Raw genomic sequence first — 14,325 nt, forward strand, 5'->3', positions numbered from 1 at the left:
AGTGCCGATAGACCTCATCATCTTCGACTGCGACGGTGTGCTCGTGGACAGCGAGGTGATCTCCTGTCGCGCGCATGCGGATGTGCTGACGAGGCACGGCTATCCGATCACCTCGGAGCAGGTGCTGGTCCGCTTCCTCGGCGTGTCCGAGAAAGACGCGCGGCGGATGGTCGAACAGGAAATCGGCCGCAGCCTCCCGGGTGATCTGGAGCAGCAGATCAGTGCGGCCACGCTGCAATTCTACGCCAGCGATCTGCAGCCGATCACCCATGTGGCTGCGGCGATCGGCGCAATCGATCTGCCCAAATGCGTCGCATCGAGCGGCACGCCGGAGAAGATCACTCACGGCCTGACCTGTGCCGGCCTCTACGACCTGCTCGCTCCGCACATCTTCTCAGCGAGCCAGGTCGCACGCGGCAAGCCCGCGCCCGATCTGTTTCTGTTCGCGGCCAAGCAGATGAAAGTCCCGCCGGAACGCTGCCTCGTGATCGAGGACAGCGTCCCCGGGGTAACAGGCGCGTCCGCAGCCGGGATGACCGTGCTGGGCTTTCACGGCGGCAGCCACTGCCCGCCGGGTCACGCCGAAAGGCTGCGCGCCGCCGGCGCCGGATCGACATTCGATGATATGCGGCAATTGCCGGAGCTGGTCCGACGGATCGAACCGGCCCGCCCCGTGAGGTAGCCTTTGACCGTCATTCCGGGGCACGTGCAGAGCGCGTGAAGCCGGAATCTCGTCCAAAACCTCCGGATTTCGGGGCACGACTGCATCGCCCCCCGGAATGACGGCCCAGGAGGCTCCATTCGCTGGATTTTCGTCCCTCCAACCTATATCTGAGGGCCGTTCTCCACCACAATTCCGGGTTCCATGACGCCGCCGCGCAAGCTGCACATTAAATCATATGGCTGCCAGATGAACGTCTACGATGCGCAGCGCATGGTGGACACGTTGGCTCCGGAAGGATTCGTGGAGACGGCCAGCGCTGATGACGCCGACCTCGTCATCCTCAACACCTGCCACATCCGCGAGAAGGCCTCCGAAAAGGTCTATTCCGAGCTGGGCCGATTGCGCGTCGCCAAGGACGAGGCCGCGCGCGCGGGCCGCGCGATGCAAATCGCGGTCGCGGGCTGCGTCGCGCAGGCCGAGGGCGAGGAGATCGTGGGCCGAGCGCCTGTCGTGGACGTCGTGGTGGGACCGCAGAGCTATCATCACCTGCCGGAGCTGCTGAAGCGCGCCGGCAATGAAGGCCGCGCGATCGAGACCGAGTTTCCCGCCCAGGACAAGTTCGGCTTCCTGGCTCAGCCCAAGCCCGACGCGATCCGCGCGCGCGGCATTTCCGCTTTCGTCACGGTGCAGGAAGGCTGCGACAAGTTCTGCACCTTCTGCGTCGTACCCTATACGCGCGGTTCGGAAGTCTCGCGCCCTGTCGCCAAGATCGTCGACGACGTGAAGCGGCTTGCCGACAACGGCGTGCGCGAGCTGACGCTGATCGGACAGAACGTCAACGCCTATCATGGCGACGGACCGGACGGAAAAACCTGGCCGCTCGGCAGGCTGCTCGAGCATCTGGCGACAATTCCCGGCATCGCGCGGCTGCGCTATTCGACCAGCCACCCGCGCGACGTCGACGACAGCCTCATTGCAGCCCATCGCGATCTCGGTGCCCTGATGCCGTTCGTGCACCTGCCGGTGCAGTCGGGCTCGGACCGCATTCTGGCCGCCATGAACCGGAAACATACCGCCGATGATTACCGGCGGGTCATCGACCGTTTCCGCGCCGCGCGCCAAGACATTGCTTTTTCATCAGATTTTATCGTGGGCTTCCCCGGCGAGGGCGAGCAAGATTTTCTCGCCACCCTCGCGCTTGTCACGCAAATCGGCTACGCTGCGGCTTATTCGTTCAAATACTCCGCCCGGCCGGGAACGCCGGCCGCGGACATGCAGGAGACGGTGTCCCCCGCCGAGATGGACCAGCGATTGGAGCGGCTCCAGGAACTGATCGACAGCCAGCAATCGGCCTTCAACAAGGCTGCGATTGGCTCAACGGTCGACGTGCTGTTCGAGCGTCCGGCCCGCAGGGACGGCCAGATCGTCGGCCGCACCGCATTCCTGCAGCCCGCCCACGTGATGGCCTCGCCCGACATCATCGGACAAATCCTGCCTGTCAGGATCGACAGCCTCGAACGCTACAGCTTTCTCGGTGAGCTCGTGACGCCGCGTGGGGCGCGCGAGCCCGCTTTATCGCCAGCCATCGGAGCCTGAACCCTTGCCAAAAAGCGCATCGGATTCGTCTTCTCTCGCTCCCAGCCGCAAATTTGACCGCGACATGCAAGTTCCGCCCGAGACCCAGGTCGTCATCGACTTCGACGACAACCGCGCCGCTTCCGCGCTGGTCGGCCCCTACGGCCAGCATCTGGCGCAGATCGAGCGGCGGCTCGGCGTCGTCGTCGATTCCAAGGGCAACCACATCACGATCGGCGGCACGCGCGACGGCTGCGACGCCGCACGCCGCGTGCTGGAGATGCTCTACGCGCAGGCCGTGAAGGGGCAGGATCTCGACCAGGGCGAGGTTGAGGGCGCGATTCGCGCGGTCATCGCCCAGGGCTCACTGTTCGAGTTCGACGCCAAATCGGCCAAATCGGCGACCTTCGACAGCATCAATCTGCGCAAGCGTCCGGTGCGCGCACGCACCGCCGCGCAGGACTCCTATATCCGCGCGCTGAAGCGCCACGAGCTGGTGTTCGGCATCGGCCCGGCCGGCACCGGCAAGACCTGGCTCGCGGTCGCGCATGCCGCGCAACTGTTCGAGCGCAAGGAGGTCGACAAGATCATCCTGTCGCGTCCGGCGGTGGAAGCCGGCGAGCGGCTCGGCTTCCTGCCCGGCGATCTCCGCGAGAAGGTCGATCCTTATCTTCGCCCGATCTACGACGCCCTCTACGATCTCATGGATGCGCGCATCGTCGAGCGCGCGCTCCAGACCGGCGAGATCGAGATCGCGCCGCTCGCCTTCATGCGCGGCCGCACCCTCACCAACGCCGCCATCATCCTGGACGAGGCGCAGAACACCACGTCGATGCAGATGAAGATGTTTTTGACGCGCCTCGGCGAGAACAGCCGCATGATCGTGACCGGCGATCCCTCGCAGATCGACCTGCCGAACGGCCAGACCTCGGGCCTGGCCGAAGCGACCCGCCTCCTGGGCGGCGTCGAGGGCATCGCCCAGGTTCATTTCAAAGCCGAGGACGTGATCCGCCACGAACTCGTGGCGCGGATCGTCGCCGCCTACGAAGGCTCGCCGCAGCGGCCGGCCGCCGGCAAATCCTGACGAGGCAACAGCCGGACCCAGAGGGCGCGGACACGGCGCCCTTTCGTCCCAGACAACACAATGTCCCATCCCAACCTTCCCATGACCGAGGTCCTCGTCGTCGCCGATTGCTGGCAGCGCGAGCCCGATTCCGAAGCCGTGATCCAGCGCGCGGTTGCGGCCGCCGCCGAGAGTGTCGACGAAGACGTCGCCGAGGCGGAAGTGGCGGTGATGCTGACCGATGATGCCGGCATCCGCGCCCTCAACAGCAACTGGCGCGGCATCGACAAGCCGACCAACGTGCTGTCGTTTCCCGCGCTCCAGCCGGAGGGCGAATGGAAGCCGGGCGATGCGCCGCGCATGCTCGGCGATATCGCGATCGCCTACGAGACCATGCGGCGCGAGGCGGACGAGGAACACAAGCCGTTCGACCACCATTTGAGCCATCTCGCCGTGCACGGCTTCCTGCATCTGATCGGCTACGACCACGAGAACGACGGCGACGCCGAGGAGATGGAGGCCCTGGAGACGCAGATCCTGGCTCACCTTGGAATTCCCGATCCCTATGCAGACCGCGCAGGGACACACTGAGATGCCGGACTCCGACCCGATTCAAGACAACCCGCGCCACACGGCCAATCTGCCGGCCGTGGTGACTCAGGGCGAGGTGATGCGCCCGACCGCCGATGGCTGGCTCTTGCGCGCCATCCGCACGCTGTTCGGCTGGAAGGCGGGATCGGTGCGCGACGACCTCCAGGTCGTGCTCGACGCGACGACGCCCGACGACACCGGCTTCTCGGCGGTCGAGCGCACCATGCTGCGCAACATCCTCGGTCTGCACGAGCGCCGCATCGCCGACGTCATGGTCCATCGCGCCGACGTCATCGCGGTGAAGCGCGACATCCCGCTCGGCGAGTTGATGGACCGCTTCGAGAGCGCCGGCCATTCGCGCCTCGTGGTCTACAACGAGACGCTCGATGATCCCGTCGGCATCGTCCATATCCGCGACCTGCTCGCGTTCATGACCGCGCGTGCGCGCGTGTCGGAAGCCACCAAGACCAAGCGCAAGAAGCCGCTGCCGGCCGGGCTCGACCTCCGCGCCGTCGATCTGGCGCTGCCGCTCGAGGAAGCGCGCATCATCCGCAAGCTGCTCTATGTGCCGCCGTCGATGCGGGCGATCGACCTGCTCGCGCAGATGCAGGCCACGCGCATTCACCTCGCGCTGGTGGTCGACGAATATGGCGGCAGCGACGGGCTGGTTTCGCTCGAGGACATCGTCGAGCAGATCGTCGGCGAGATCGACGACGAGCACGACAGCGACGAGCCGCCCTCGATCGTGCGCCTGCCCGACAATGCCTTCATCGCCGACGCCCGCGCCAGCCTCGACGACGTCCGCTCGGTGATCGGTGAGGATTTCGTCACCGGCGAGGCCGGTGAGGAAGTGGAGACGCTCGGCGGCTATCTCGTCAGCTTCGTCGGGCGCCTGCCGGTGCGCGGCGAGGTGATCTCGGGTCCCGGCAATTACGAGATCGAGGTGCTCGATGCCGATCCGCGCCGCGTCAAGCGGCTGCGCATCTCGACGCGGAAGGAGCGTCCCGCGCCGCGCACTCAGCGCGAGAGCCGGCGCCGCGAGGCTACGCCGGACAGCGGTCAATCGCCGGCCAACGACACGCCCACCCCGCCGCCAAGCGACGGGACCGGCCAACAGTGAGTCCGTTCCAGCGACTTCGACAGATTGCGCTTGCCATCATCCTCGCCTGGGGATGGAAGCGCGCCGTCATCGCCATGGGGTGCGGAGCGCTGTCCGTGCTGGCGCTGGCGCCGTTCAACCTCTTCCCGGTGCTGTTCATCACCTTCCCGGTACTGGTCTGGCTGATCGACGGCGCCGGCGCCGGACGCTACGGCGGCGTCCCCGCCGCGGCGCTGACCGGCTACTGGTTCGGGCTCGGCTATTTCGTCCCCGGCCTCTACTGGATCGGCTACGCCTTCTTCGTCGAGGCCGATGTATTCGCCTGGCTGACGCCGTTCGCCGTGCTCGGCCTGCCTGCTTATCTGTCCATCTTCACGGCCATCGGCTTTGCGCTGGCACGCCTGCTCTGGACCAAGAACGCCACGCGCGTGCTTGCGCTTGCGGCAAGCATCACAATCAGCGAGTGGCTGCGCGGTCACCTGCTGACCGGCTTTCCCTGGAACGCGTTCGGCTATGCCCTGTCCGAGCCGCTGCCGCTGGCGCAGACGGCGTCGCTGGTCGGCCTGTGGGGCATGACGTTCCTGACGGTTGCGATCTTCGCGAGCCCCGCGACGCTGATCGACCGCACGCCCGATCGCCGCCTGGCGTGGCGCGTGCCGGCGGCCGCAATTGCGCTCCTGGTTGTCATGAGCATCTTCGGCGCGATCCGCCTGTCGCTGCATCCAACCACGATGGTCTCAGGCGCCAAGCTGCGCCTGATGCAACCGAACCTGCAGCAGGACGCCAAATTCAATTACGCCGCCAAGTCGGAGGTGATGAAAAAATATTTGGCGCTGTCGGACCGCGCCTCCGGCCCGCAATCGACCGGCGTGCGCGATGCCACCATCCTGATCTGGCCGGAATCGGCCTTTCCGTTCTTCCTGACCCGCGAAGCCGATGCGATGGCGCAGATCGCCGATCTACTGCCCAAGGGCACGGTGCTGATCACGGGTTCGGTCCGCGCGCCCGACCTGCCGCGGGGCACGCCGATCACGCGTGCCTATAATTCGATCTACGTGATCGATCACGATGGCAGCGTGCTCGCAGTGTACGACAAGTTGCATTTGGTGCCGTTCGGAGAATTTCTTCCCTACCAGGCACTGATGGAGAAGCTCGGTTTCGAGCAACTGACGCGTGTGCGCGGCGGCTTCATTCCCGGCACGGTGCGGCATGCGCTGCAGGTGCCCGGCGCGCCGCCCGCGCTACCGCTGATCTGTTACGAGGCAATTTTTCCCGGCGAGGTGGCTGGACGCAACGAACGTCCGGGCTGGATCGTGAACCTCACCAATGACGGTTGGTTCGGCATTTCGACCGGCCCCTATCAGCATCTCGAGCAGTCGCGCATGCGCGCGATCGAGCTCGGATTGCCGCTGGTCCGCTCCGCCAATACCGGTATCTCCGCGGTGATCGATCCGGTGGGCCGCACCGTCGCCAGCCTCGGTCTCGGCATCGAAGGCATTTTGGATGCAAGCCTGCCTGCCGCGATATCACCGACGGTCTATGCGCGGGTGGGCGATGTGCCGGCTGCCATGCTCGTCGCGCTGGCCGTGATTCTGGCGGTCCGCCGACGTGTCACCAAGCGGAAGACCTGATCGCACCGTCGCCGCGGAGGCGGCCGGAAGCTTTTGACAACCGTAGTCCCACGGTTGACAGACTGCACATGGGCTCCCCATTCTGCACCGGCTGCAAAAGACAGTGGGCATTGCTAAATTTCTCCGCAATGTTTCCCAATAAGAGGGTCTGATTTGACGATGCTTGCACCTGAGGCACTCCAGTTGATTGCGCTGAAGGTGGTGTTTGGAGGGCTGAGGAAATGTCGAAAGCGCCCAACCCTGTTGACAAATATGTCGGCAGTCGCGTGCGTATGCGCCGCATCATGTTGGGCATGAGCCAGGAAAAGCTCGGTGAAGCTTTGGGCCTGACTTTCCAGCAGATCCAGAAATACGAGAAGGGTACGAACCGGGTCGGCGCGAGCCGTATCCAGCAGATCGCCGAAATCCTCCAGGTGCCGGTGTCGTTCCTGTTCGAGGGCGGCCCGAGCGGCGTGCCGGGTCCGGACGGCTTCGCAGAAGGCGCCTCGCCTTCCTATGTGTCGGACTTTCTCGCGACGTCGGAAGGACTTGCCCTGACCAAGGCGTTCACGCGAATCACCGATTCGAAGATGCGCCGCTCGATCGTCGATCTCGTCGAGCAGATTGCGGCTCGCGAAGGTCCCGACAAGCGCTGATCGCCATCAGAATGGCGATTTGAGACCGCGTCAAATCTGGCCTATGTCGTCATTCGTGGCCGCGCTTTGATGCGCGTCCGCTTCGATGATGCGATTCAAAGGCACAGATGCGTCCATGGCCAGCTCCAATTGGTTCGATACCCAAACTATTCTCGATGGCATCCGCCGCTGGGTGGAGGTCGAGACGCCGACGGAAGCGCCCGAACAAGTCAACAGGCTGATCTCAATGGTCGCGGAGCAATACCGCGATCTGCCTGTCACGCTCGAACGCGTCGCCGGCGTCGATGGCTGCGGCGATCATCTCATGGCGCGCTCGAATTGGGGGCAGGACCGGCCGGGCATCCTGGTGCTGAGCCACCTCGACACCGTCCATCCCATGGGATTCATCGAGCGCCTGCCGTTCAAGGTCGAAGGCGACGTCGCGTACGGTCCCGGCATCTACGACATGAAGGGCGGCGCCTACATCGCCCATCACGCGTTTCGCGCACTGTGTGCCACAGTCGATCGCTCGCCGCTCGGCATCACGCATTTGTTCACCTCCGACGAGGAGATCGGCAGTCCCACCTCGCGCGCACTCATCGAGACGGAAGGGCGCAAGGCCAAATACGTGCTGGTGACGGAGCCGGCGCGCGATGGCGGCAAGATCGTCACCGGTCGCAAGGGCGTCGGACGCTTCAAGGTATTCATCAAGGGCGTGCCCGCGCATGCCGGCTCGCGGCCGGAAGACGGCCGCAGCGCCGTGCGCGAGCTCGGTAACGTCATCCTCGCTCTGGAAGGGATGAACGACCTGACACGCGGCGTCAGCGTCAATGTCGGCGTGGTGCGTGGCGGCACGCGCCCCAACGTCACGCCGGAAGAGGCCTATGCCGAAGTCGATCTGCGCGTGCTGAGCCTCAAGGACGCAGAGGAGTTCGTCGGCCAGATCCTTGGGCTGACGTCGAAGACCGACGGCGTCACCGTCACGGTCACCGGCGAGCTCAATCGTCCGCCCTACGAGAAGAGCAACGCGGGCGCCTCGCTGTACGAACACGCGAAGACGCTCGCCGGCGAGATCGGCTTCGAGCTGGTCGACACCCACACCGGCGGCGGCTCGGACGGCAATTTCACCGCGGCCCACACCGCGACGCTTGACGGACTCGGCGTCGACGGCAAGGGCGCGCACACTCATTATGAGCAGCTCTATGTCTCCTCGCTCGCGCCGCGCGCGCGGCTGCTCCATCGCCTGTACCAGACGCTGCGATGAGCGAGCGCAAATCAGACCCCGATCGCGATGACAGCGAGCGCGCGTTCTTCGGGCGCCGCAAGGGTCACAAGCTCAGGCAGCACCAGGCCGAGCTGATTGGTCAACTGCTGCCGCATCTGGCGCTCGACATCGACGGTGAGACGCCGGCGGATGTAGGCGAGATCTTTGGCCCTACGACCGAAGACGTGCGGCTCGAGATCGGCTTCGGCGGCGGCGAGCATCTGACGGCCGAGGCACAAAGCTTCGCCACGACAGGCTTCATCGGCTGCGAGCCCTATGTCAACGGCATGGCCAAGATCCTCGCGCAGATCGAGGCCGCCAACATCGGCAACATCCGCCTGTTTGCAGGCGATGCCGCCGAGCTGCTGGCCTGGCTGCCCAAGGCATCGCTGTCGCGGATCGACCTGATCCATCCCGATCCCTGGCCGAAGCGGCGGCACTGGAAACGGCGCTTCGTCCAGGACAGGACCATCGCCGCGATGGCGCGCGTGCTGAAGCCGAACGGCGAATTCCGCTTCGTCTGCGACATCGACGATTACTGCGCCTGGACGCTGTCGCATCTTGCGCGTTCGCAGGATTTCGTCTGGCTTGCCGAACGCGCCGACGACTTCAGACAGCCGTGGGCGGGCTACACCATGACGCGCTACGGCCGAAAGGCCGCGCGCGAAGGACGGAAGGCGGCGTATTTGCGATTCAGACGACTCTAGATCGTCTGCCGGTTGCGCCAGAAATTGACGACGCGCTCGGCGGTCGTCGGCATCAGGCGCATGAAGTTGACGCGCGCGGCCTCGATATCGGCATCGGCCGGCGTGCGGTGCGGACCGTACCAGAGCAGGATGAGCGCGCGCACCGTGGGCCAGCCGAGATTCAGCACGCGGCCGAGAATGAGGATCGGGTCGTAGCGGTCGCCTGCGATCAGGCGGTCGAGGACCGAGAGGCGGACGCCGGACATCGCCGAAAGCGAGGCGATGGATTCCTCGTATTTGTTCGCCTTGGCGAAGCCGAGCAGTGCGCTCTCGCCGAGATGGCCCTCGCGATGCAACGCCAGCACCGTGCGCTGGGCCGCGGAGAAATCGCGCCGTGGTCCCGGCGGCAGCGCGGCCTCCTCGATGGCCACCATCGCGCGCTTGATCTCGACCTGGCGGGCGGGATTGACCACGCTGGAGAGCCGGCGGCGGATGACGTCGAGCGTGCCGTCGAGAAGCTGTTTCAGGTTCTCGCCCGAGAGATCACGGCGCTGGCCGATCTTGAGCGTCAGCACGCCGTCCTGCGCCGCACGCCTGATCAGCTCGGAATAGCTGCCGGGCGAGAACACCGCACCGGCATTGCCCGCGGCGCGGCGCACCACGTCGCGGTCGCCGCGCTCCACCAGCACGTCGGTGATGACGGGAGACAAAGCGGGGCGCTCCGTCATCGCCAGCAAATGCCCCTGGCCCTTCAGCCGCGCAATCTCGACCAGCGCGGCATCATCGAGCACGGGCGAGCGGCGCAGCACGGGGCCGGCCACCAAGATCTCGTTCTCGCGCGCGAGTTGATTGACCAGATGCGGCGGCGCGTTGTTCAGGTGCGAGAAGCGCTCGGCGAGGTCGACGCGCGAGGCAAGCTCCGCATGCGGGACGAGATCGATCAGGAGGTTGTCGAAGAGATCGATGAGCTCGGGCCGAAGATTGGCGGAATCCTGGAAGAACAGCTCGGAGATGGCGCGCGCGATTTCGCCGCGTCGCCGCGGATCACCGCGTTTGACGATATCGTCCAGTCCGGGAATGAGCGACGTGGCAACGGTCATGAAAACGCAACTCGTAGGGGGCACGCCGCGGGCGCGCCCTTGGTCCAAGCCGCCCCACAATCAGGGAATTTAGCCCCCCGAGGTGAAGGAAGCGTTAGGCCCGGGGCGCCGCGAATCGGGCGCAAAAAGCCTCGTCTGGCCCGCGATGGGCCTTGTCCGGGAGGACAGAAAGCGCTATATCAGCGCCAATTCATCTTCTCATACGATCCGCGTAGTGAGAGTGGGCCCGAAAGGACCCGCTCTTTTTTATTACCCGAACGCGGCTTGGCGGAAGATGCGGCCCGACGCGCTGTCGGGAAGTTCCGAAGCGGGCTTTGAAAATCGTAACCAAGCCTTAACCATCGAGCGCCTTGACCCCTGATATGACCGAACCGAACACTGGTTCCACGGATGCCGAGTTGCTGGCCGAGCCGAGGCTCGTGGTCGAGCCGGGCGTGGCGGCACGTGTGTCTGCGGTCGCAGCGCCGGTGCTCGAGGGCATGGGTTACCGCCTGGTGCGGATCCGCATTTCCGGGGAAGCCGGCTGCACCGTGCAGATCATGGCGGAGCGGCCGGACGGCTCGATGCAACTCGAGGACTGCGAGGCGATCTCGCGGGCGCTGTCGCCGGTGCTCGATGTCGCCGATCCCATCGATCGCGCCTACCGGCTGGAAATTTCCTCGCCGGGCATCGACCGGCCGCTGGTCCGCCGTTCCGATTTCGAGCGCTATTCCGGCCATCTGGTGAAGATCGAGATGGCGGTTGCCCATGAGGGGCGCAAGCGGTTCCGCGGCATGATCGGCGCCGTCGAGGGCGACCGCGTGCACCTGCGTCGCGACGACGCCAAGGCGAGCGATAATCCCGACGTTCTCCTGACGATGGAAGATATTGGTGAAGCTCGGCTGGTGCTGACCGACGATCTGATCGCGGAATCGATGCGCCGCGGCAAGGCCGAGGAGCGCCAGATGCGCCGGAACCTCGGCATCGAGCCGCCGGCGGCACCGCACGCGGAGATCAGCGCGAAGATCACCAAGAACACCAAGCCGCAAAAAAAGAAGCCGGCCCCGACCAATACGAAGAAGCATCGCCTGGCCGCCGAACGCGCGCGACGGGGCGAGATCGAGCCTGACGAAGGAGACTAGCCATGGCAGTCAGCGCCAATCGACTTGAGTTGCTCCAGATCGCCGATGCCGTTGCGCGCGAGAAATCGATCGACCGCGGCATCGTCATCGCGGCGATGGAGGACGCCATCGCCAAGGCGGCGCGGGCACGTTACGGCAGCGAGACTGACGTTCACGCCGAGATCGACCCGAAGAAGGGCGAGCTGCGGCTGTCGCGCCACATGCTGGTCGTCGAGAAGGTCGAAAACCATTCCAACCAGATCTCGCTGGTGGACGCGCAGCGCGCCAATCCCGGCGCCCAGGTCGGCGACACCATCGCCGACACCCTGCCGCCGCTGGAATATGGCCGCATCGCCGCGCAATCGGCCAAGCAGGTCATCGTGCAGAAGGTGCGCGAGGCCGAGCGCGACCGGCAATATCAGGAGTTCAAGGATCGCATCGGCGACATCGTCAACGGCGTCGTCAAGCGCGTCGAATATGGCAGCGTGATCGTCGATCTCGGCCGCGGCGAAGCCATCATCCGCCGTGACGAGATGCTGCCGCGCGAAGTTTTCCGCAACGGCGACCGCGTCCGCGCCTACATCTTCGACGTCCGCCGCGAGACCCGCGGTCCGCAGATCTTCCTCTCCCGCACCCATCCGCAGTTCATGGCGAAGCTGTTCGCGCAGGAAGTGCCGGAGATTTATGACGGCATCGTCGAGATCAAGGCGGTTGCCCGCGATCCGGGCTCGCGCGCGAAAATCGGCGTGATTTCCCGCGATTCCTCGGTCGATCCGGTCGGCGCCTGCGTCGGTATGCGCGGCTCGCGCGTGCAGGCCGTGGTGAACGAATTGCAGGGCGAGAAGATCGACATCATTCCGTGGTCGCCCGACATCGCGACCTTCGTGGTCAACGCGCTGGCGCCGGCCGAAGTGTCCAAGGTCGTCATCGACGAAGACCGCGAGCGCATCGAGGTCGTCGTGCCCGACACCAACAACCAGCTTTCGCTGGCGATCGGCCGCCGCGGCCAGAACGTGCGTCTGGCCTCGCAGCTCACCGGTTGGGACATCGACATCCTGACCGAGCAGGAGGAATCGGAGCGCCGCCAGGCCGACTTCGAGAACTCCACCCGCGTCTTCATGGAATCGCTCAACGTCGACGAAGTGGTCGGCCAGCTGCTGGCGTCCGAAGGCTTCACCTCGGTCGAAGAACTCGCCATGGTGGACCTCAAGGAACTCGCAGGCATCGAGGGCTTCGACGAGGAGACCGCGCAGGAGCTCCAGAGCCGTGCCCGCGAATATCTCGAGCAGCAGGAAGCTGAGATCGAGGCCAGGCGCAAGGAGCTCGGTGTCGAGGACGCCGTCAAGGACGTCCCCGGCGTCACCTCCAAGATGCTGGTGAAGTTCGGCGAGAACGACATCAAGACGGTCGACGACCTCGCCGGCTGCGCCACCGACGATCTGGTCGGCTGGACCGAACGCAAGGAAGGCGGCGAGCAGACCAAGTTCCCCGGCGCGCTCGACGGTATCGACATCTCCCGTGACGATGCCGAGGCGATGATCATGCAGGCCCGCGTCAAGGCCGGCTGGATCACCGAGGCCGATCTGGCCAAGCCCGCTGAGGAGGCTGAGGCGACCGAAGATCAGCCGGCTTAAGGGCAAAGGAGAATGTCGCCCGGATGCTCACCGATACTGACCCCGAACTCGACCATGGACCGCGGACCGAAAGGTCCGCGACCATGCGGATGTGCGCGGTCAGTCGGCAGGTCCGGCCGATCGACGAGCTGATCCGCTTCGTCATTTCGCCGCAAGGCGACGTAGTTCCAGATCTCAAGCGCAAGCTGCCCGGACGCGGCATGTGGCTCGCCGCCTCCCGCGGGGTGGTTGCGGAAGCCGTCCGGCGTCACCAATTTAGCAAGGCCTTCAAGCGCGAGCTGCGCATCCCTCAGACGCTTCCTGCCGATATAGAGGCGCTCCTGGTTCGGAGCGTGACGGAAGCCCTTGGGATCGCCGCCAAAGCGGGCCAGGTCGTGGCCGGCTTCGGCAAGGTCGAAAGCGCCCTTCGGGAAGGCACGGCCGGGGTCCTGATCCACGCCAGCGACGGGGCCGCGGACGGAATCCGCAAATTGGACATGCTGGCGCGTCAAAATGCCGGAAATCGCGGCGCCAAGCCGCAGATTCCCGTCGTCACCGCGCTGAAATCGTTAGAATTGGATTTGGCACTGACCCGGTCAAATGTGATACATGCTGCCCTGCTCGCGGGCCCGGCGAGCAGGTCATTCCTGTCACGTAGCCAGATGCTGGTCCGATACCGGATGGCGGACGCTGACAAGACTGCCGAAAAGCCCGGCCAGGATTTCTGAGAGATACGACGACCCGATAGGACGGTGCGGCAACGCACAACACTGATAAATCAGGATTAGGACTGCTGAATGGTTGATACCAAGACCCCTGACGACAAGAAGCTGAGCGTTCCGAGCAAGACGCTATCGCTCAAGCCGCGCGTCGAAACGGGCACTGTCCGCCAGAGCTTCAGCCATGGCCGCAGCAAGCAGGTCGTGGTCGAGAAGCGCGGCAAGCGCCGCATCGACGGCAGTGCCGAACCGCAGGCCCCCACGGTCGTCGCGAAGCCGGCGCCGGCCGCGCCAACTCCGACGCCCGCTCCGTCGCGCCCCGCGCCGCCGCGTAACGCCGGATCCGGCGTGGTGCTGCGCACGCTGACCGAGGACGAACGTTCCGCCCGCGCCAGCGCGCTGGCCGATGCCAAGGTGCGCGAAGTCGAAGAGCGCCGCCAGGCCGAGGAAGAGGCCCAGCGCCGCGCTGTTCGCGAAGCCGCGGAACGCGTCGAGCGCGAAGCTGCCGAATCCCGCCGCAAGGCCGAGGAAGAGCGTCACCGTCACGAGGACGAAGCCAAGCGCAAGGCAGAGACCGAGGCCAAGAAGCGTTTTGGCGAAGGCGAG

General features: G+C 65.4%; 14 protein-coding genes. 13 read left to right on the forward strand and 1 reads right to left on the reverse strand.

What is annotated here, in order from left to right:
* Window position 1: 1 nt before the first annotated feature.
* The 9 genes from XI04_RS24005 to trmB all read left to right on the forward strand — a co-directional run bounded on the left by XI04_RS24005 (window position 2) and on the right by trmB (window position 9,208).
* A complete protein-coding gene (locus XI04_RS24005; protein ID WP_095425328.1) occupies window positions 2–682 on the forward strand; it encodes an HAD family hydrolase in 681 nt (226 codons plus the stop codon).
* 183 nt (window positions 683–865) lie between these two features.
* Entirely contained in the window at window positions 866–2,260 is a 1,395-nt protein-coding gene (gene miaB, locus XI04_RS24010; protein ID WP_271623785.1) for a tRNA (N6-isopentenyl adenosine(37)-C2)-methylthiotransferase MiaB, read from the forward strand.
* 64 nt (window positions 2,261–2,324) lie between these two features.
* A complete protein-coding gene (locus XI04_RS24015) occupies window positions 2,325–3,323 on the forward strand; it encodes a PhoH family protein (RefSeq protein WP_028139517.1) in 999 nt (332 codons plus the stop codon).
* Window positions 3,324–3,383: 60 nt separating this feature from the next.
* On the forward strand, window positions 3,384–3,893 hold the full coding sequence (gene ybeY, locus XI04_RS24020) for an rRNA maturation RNase YbeY (protein WP_212475302.1): 510 nt from the start codon (window positions 3,384–3,386) through the stop codon (window positions 3,891–3,893).
* A gap of 1 nt (window position 3,894) precedes the next feature.
* Window positions 3,895–5,013 carry a hemolysin family protein gene (locus tag XI04_RS24025; protein ID WP_028139515.1) on the forward strand — a complete coding sequence of 373 codons (1,119 nt, stop codon included), beginning with the start codon at window positions 3,895–3,897 and terminating at the stop codon, window positions 5,011–5,013.
* Window positions 5,010–6,623, forward strand: a complete 1,614-nt coding sequence (lnt, locus tag XI04_RS24030) for an apolipoprotein N-acyltransferase (protein WP_271610262.1) — start codon at window positions 5,010–5,012, stop codon at window positions 6,621–6,623. The genes XI04_RS24025 and lnt overlap by 4 nt, the downstream gene beginning before the upstream one ends.
* Window positions 6,624–6,844: 221 nt before the next feature.
* Window positions 6,845–7,258, forward strand: a complete 414-nt coding sequence (locus tag XI04_RS24035) for a helix-turn-helix domain-containing protein (protein ID WP_028139513.1) — start codon at window positions 6,845–6,847, stop codon at window positions 7,256–7,258.
* Between the two features lie 85 nt (window positions 7,259–7,343).
* Window positions 7,344–8,501, forward strand: coding sequence for a M20 family metallopeptidase (locus tag XI04_RS24040; RefSeq protein ID WP_097668280.1), 1,158 nt, complete (start codon window positions 7,344–7,346; stop codon window positions 8,499–8,501).
* Window positions 8,498–9,208 (forward strand): tRNA (guanosine(46)-N7)-methyltransferase TrmB, encoded by a 711-nt coding sequence (gene trmB / locus XI04_RS24045; protein ID WP_271610261.1) that lies wholly within the window; start codon window positions 8,498–8,500, stop codon window positions 9,206–9,208. Before XI04_RS24040 ends, trmB begins: the two co-directional genes overlap by 4 nt.
* On the opposite strand, the gene XI04_RS24050 is transcribed toward trmB, so the two are convergent.
* Window positions 9,205–10,287, reverse strand: coding sequence for a DUF2336 domain-containing protein (locus XI04_RS24050; protein ID WP_271610260.1), 1,083 nt, complete (start codon window positions 10,285–10,287; stop codon window positions 9,205–9,207). The genes trmB and XI04_RS24050 overlap by 4 nt on opposite strands.
* A gap of 362 nt (window positions 10,288–10,649) precedes the next feature.
* Here XI04_RS24050 and rimP point away from each other — a divergent pair, with 362 nt between their 5' ends.
* From rimP to XI04_RS24070, 4 genes are all read left to right on the forward strand, one after another.
* Window positions 10,650–11,408: a ribosome maturation factor RimP gene (rimP, locus tag XI04_RS24055; protein WP_038949442.1), complete on the forward strand. Its 759-nt coding sequence runs from the start codon at window positions 10,650–10,652 to the stop codon at window positions 11,406–11,408.
* 2 nt (window positions 11,409–11,410) lie between these two features.
* On the forward strand, window positions 11,411–13,021 hold the full coding sequence (nusA, locus tag XI04_RS24060; protein ID WP_018319418.1) for a transcription termination factor NusA: 1,611 nt from the start codon (window positions 11,411–11,413) through the stop codon (window positions 13,019–13,021).
* 23 nt (window positions 13,022–13,044) lie between these two features.
* Window positions 13,045–13,728: an RNA-binding protein gene (locus XI04_RS24065; RefSeq protein ID WP_028139508.1), complete on the forward strand. Its 684-nt coding sequence runs from the start codon at window positions 13,045–13,047 to the stop codon at window positions 13,726–13,728.
* 69 nt (window positions 13,729–13,797) lie between these two features.
* The coding region (locus XI04_RS24070) for a translation initiation factor IF-2 associated domain-containing protein (RefSeq protein WP_271623786.1) at window positions 13,798–14,325 on the forward strand (528 nt) is incomplete at its 3' end.

It is taken from the genome of Bradyrhizobium sp. CCBAU 11430 (genome assembly GCF_028128855.1).
In the GTDB taxonomy this organism is placed as follows: Bacteria; Pseudomonadota; Alphaproteobacteria; order Rhizobiales; family Xanthobacteraceae; genus Bradyrhizobium; species Bradyrhizobium ottawaense.